This is a genomic window from Mesorhizobium sp. M7A.F.Ca.CA.002.05.1.1, assembly GCF_003998335.1.
GTDB lineage: Bacteria > Pseudomonadota > Alphaproteobacteria > Rhizobiales > Rhizobiaceae > Mesorhizobium.
This window is the reverse complement of record NZ_RZQI01000743.1, coordinates 1-3,028: the sequence shown is the minus strand read 5'-3', so window position 1 is coordinate 3,028 and position 3,028 is coordinate 1. Positions and strand designations below refer to the sequence as shown.

The 3,028-nt window shown below is 61.8% G+C and carries 4 protein-coding genes and 1 pseudogene; 4 read left to right on the top strand and 1 reads right to left on the bottom strand.

Annotated features, from left to right (window positions below; genetic code table 11):
- The 4 genes and pseudogenes from EN939_RS39360 to EN939_RS27670 form a co-directional block, all read left to right on the top strand.
- Positions 1–178: pseudogene (locus EN939_RS39360) on the top strand (NUDIX hydrolase); the annotation flags it as partial.
- Positions 179–261: 83 nt separating this feature from the next.
- The gene (locus EN939_RS27680; RefSeq protein ID WP_127270900.1) at positions 262–639 is read left to right on the top strand and encodes a TIGR02301 family protein; all 378 of its coding nucleotides are present in this window, start codon (positions 262–264) and stop codon (positions 637–639) included.
- Positions 640–995: 356 nt separating this feature from the next.
- Complete coding sequence (locus EN939_RS27675) at positions 996–1,253, top strand: hypothetical protein (protein WP_008874920.1); 258 nt, start codon at positions 996–998, stop codon at positions 1,251–1,253.
- 70 nt (positions 1,254–1,323) lie between these two features.
- Positions 1,324–2,112 (top strand): hypothetical protein, encoded by a 789-nt coding sequence (locus EN939_RS27670; protein WP_164748946.1) that lies wholly within the window; start codon positions 1,324–1,326, stop codon positions 2,110–2,112.
- Positions 2,113–2,147: 35 nt separating this feature from the next.
- On the opposite strand, the gene EN939_RS27665 is transcribed toward EN939_RS27670, so the two are convergent.
- Positions 2,148–3,028: dihydroorotase (locus EN939_RS27665; protein ID WP_127270897.1), on the bottom strand; the 881-nt coding region annotated here is incomplete at its 5' end.

Sequence of the window (3,028 nt, the reverse complement as noted above, 5' to 3'; positions counted from 1 at the left end):
CCTCCTCACGGTCTTCGGCGCGGCCTATGCCGGCGGCGAGGCGGTAGCCAGCGACGACGCAGAGACGGCGGCCTTCTATACACTCAGCGAGATGGCGGCATTGCCGCTCGCCGGCTCGGTGTTCGCCGTGGCCGAGGAGTTGTTGGACCCCCGCGGAGACGACGGGCCGAAGCCCTGAAAACAGCCTTGCAGGCGACAAATTGTTTCGCCACAAAGACTTATCCTGTTTGGCAGAGCCACGCCGTTGGGTAGAGAAGGCTTATGAACCGTCCGTCCATGCTCCTCGCCGCGTGTCTTGCGGTCGTCGCGACCGTTTCGATACGGCCCGCGCTCAGCGCCGAATCGCCGTTCGAGCCTGGGTTGATGCGGCTGGCGGAGGTTCTGGGCTCGCTGCATTTCCTGCGCAATCTGTGCGGCGAGAAAGGCGACCAGTGGCGTGTCGAAATGACAAAACTGCTCGATTCGGAAAATCCGGACGCCGAGCGGCGCGCCCGCTTCATTGCCAGCTTCAATCGCGGCTACCGCTCCTTCGGCGGCACCTATACGAGGTGTACGTCCTCGGCGACCGAAGCCATCAGCCGCTACATGAAGGAAGGCGAGACGCTGTCTCGCGATATCGCCTCTCGTTACGGCAACTAGGCACTCGCTCATCAACAACTATCCGGATCATTGCCGGGCACAAGCCGATATATCGGCTTGTGCCCGGCGATTTCTTGGTGCAATCCTCATGTTGCACTTCTGCAACAGTATTAACGAAACCTTACAGCGCGAAAGCGGAATTAACTCAAACTGAAGGTTTTCGCCCCGCAGGCCGCCCCAATCGGCTAAGTTTGACTCGGACTGAACGCAGCTTCGCACAAGGCAATTGGGCTTTGTAAAAGACGATCAAAAAAATGTCGTATTTACAAATACTTAATTGTCCCTGCGTGTGAAATGAACAGATCAGGCCTGATCTACATCGACGGATCGCAGCTTGAAAGGGTGGACATTCGCTTATGGAACATGGTGTCAACGACATCGACGCGCTGGTCAGGGAAGAAAAACGCCTGACCGCCGTGGAAAGCCACAGCGAGGCCTGGGCGGAAGGTCTCTCCGCCGGGATAGAGCCCGAGATCATTGCCGAAGCAGCGCTCGAAACAGCCTTCGGCGAGATGTTGCGTGCCAATGGCGAGACCTCGGCCCTTGCCCTGCTCGACCGTATGCGTGAAAAGGTGATTGCTGGCGCCTTCGAACCTGAACGGCTGCGGCACTGAACCGACGTCCGGTTCTTTGACGGCAACATGCCGCTCGGGCGTCATGCCCGGAAGCAGGGAGAAACGGGCAGTGAGTTTTTCGATGTCAGGCAAGCCGTGTGGCTTGGTCCTTCGCATCTCCTTCGCCGCTTGCTGTGCCGCGATTCCCCTGCTTGTGTGTCTCGCGAGCAGCCCCGTGTATGCACTGAGCGAAATCAAGCGCGAAGAGCTCCCCCCGACAGTCACGCCGCCGGCCGACGACGACATGTCGCCCCCCGGAAGCGCCGTGCCGATGCCCAACCCGGTTGGAACACCGCCGCCGGCCAGCCAGCCGACTGCTCCTGCCGAAGCCGAGCCGAACAGTCCGGCGGATGGCGGCGTGACCAGACCGCGCGTCGATCCGGAAACGCCGGTGCCCGAGGTCGTCTACGATCTCGGCAAGCTGCCGGAACCGGTGCGGCGCATGCACGATCTGATCGTCGAAGCCTGCAAGGGCGGCGATATCGAAAAGCTGCGGCCGTTGATCGGCACGGGCGAGAGCATGACACAGATATCGCTGACCGACATAGACGGTGACGCCATCGCCTTCCTCAAGGGCCTCTCCGGCGACCCAGACGGTCAGGAGATTCTGGCCATCCTGGAGGAGGTGCTTAATGCCGGCTACGTCCACCTCGATGCCGGCACGCCACAAGAACTCTATGTGTGGCCGTATTTCTTCGCCCTGCCGCTGGACAAGCTGGACGCCAAGCAGCGGGTCGAGCTGTTCAAGATCGTCACCGCTGGCGATTTCAACGACATGAAGCAGTTCGGCGCTTATATTTTCTACCGTGTCGGCATCACGCCTGCCGGACAGTGGTCGTTCTTCGTCGCCGGGGATTGAGCTTTCTGCCTCTGCCCTTGCAGAGATCCGGGAGCCTAGACGGGCAATGCCTCGGAAAACTCCACCGCTTTGCCCTGGCCTGGCGTGACGATTTCCCCCTCCCACATGACACGTCGGCCTCGAATGACGGTGCCGACCGGCCAACCCGTCACTTCCCTGCCATCATAAGGCGTCCAGCCGGCTTTCGAGCCGGCCTGCGCATTGGTGATCATCTCGCGCCGCATCATGTCGACGATGGTGAAGTCGGCGTCATAGCCGGCGGCGATGCGGCCTTTCCTGGCCATGCCGAAGATCCGCTGCGGGCCATGACTGGACAGGTCGACGAAGCGCTGCAAGGTTAGCCGGCCGGCATTGACGTGGTCGAGCATGATCGGCACCAGCGTCTGCACGCCGGTCATTCCCGACGGAGAGGCCGGATACGGCTTGGCCTTCTCGGCCAGCGTGTGCGGCGCATGGTCGGAGCCGAGCACGTCGACAATGCCTTGCGCAATGCCGTGCCAGACGCCGTCGCGATGGCGGGCGGGGCGCACCGGCGGGTTCATCTGGATCAGCGTGCCAAGCCGTCCATAGTCGTCGGCGCTCAGCGTCAAATGATGCGGCGTTGCCTCGCAGGTCGCGACATCCTTGTGCTGTTCGAGGAACAAGATCTCCTCGGCCGTCGAGATGTGCAGGACATGGATGCGGGCACGCGCTTGCCTAGCGATGCGCACAAGCCGTTCGGTGCAGCGCAAGGCGGCGATTTCATCGCGCCAGACAGGGTGCGATGCCGGATCGCCCTCGATGCGCTCGCCAAGACGCTCGCGCAGCCGGAATTCGTCTTCCGAATGAAAGGCGGCACGGCGGCGCGTGTTTCTCAGGATCGAGGCGACACCTTCGTCGTCCTCGACCAGCAGGTCGCCGGTGGACGAACCCATGA

Bases quoted from the DNA above. Each gene is read 5' to 3' on its own strand.
- EN939_RS27680 (WP_127270900.1), top strand. From the start codon at position 262: ATGAACCGTCCGTCCATGCTCCTCGCCGCGTGTCTTGCGGTCGTCGCG.
- EN939_RS27675 (WP_008874920.1), top strand. From the start codon at position 996: ATGGAACATGGTGTCAACGACATCGACGCGCTGGTCAGGGAAGAAAAA.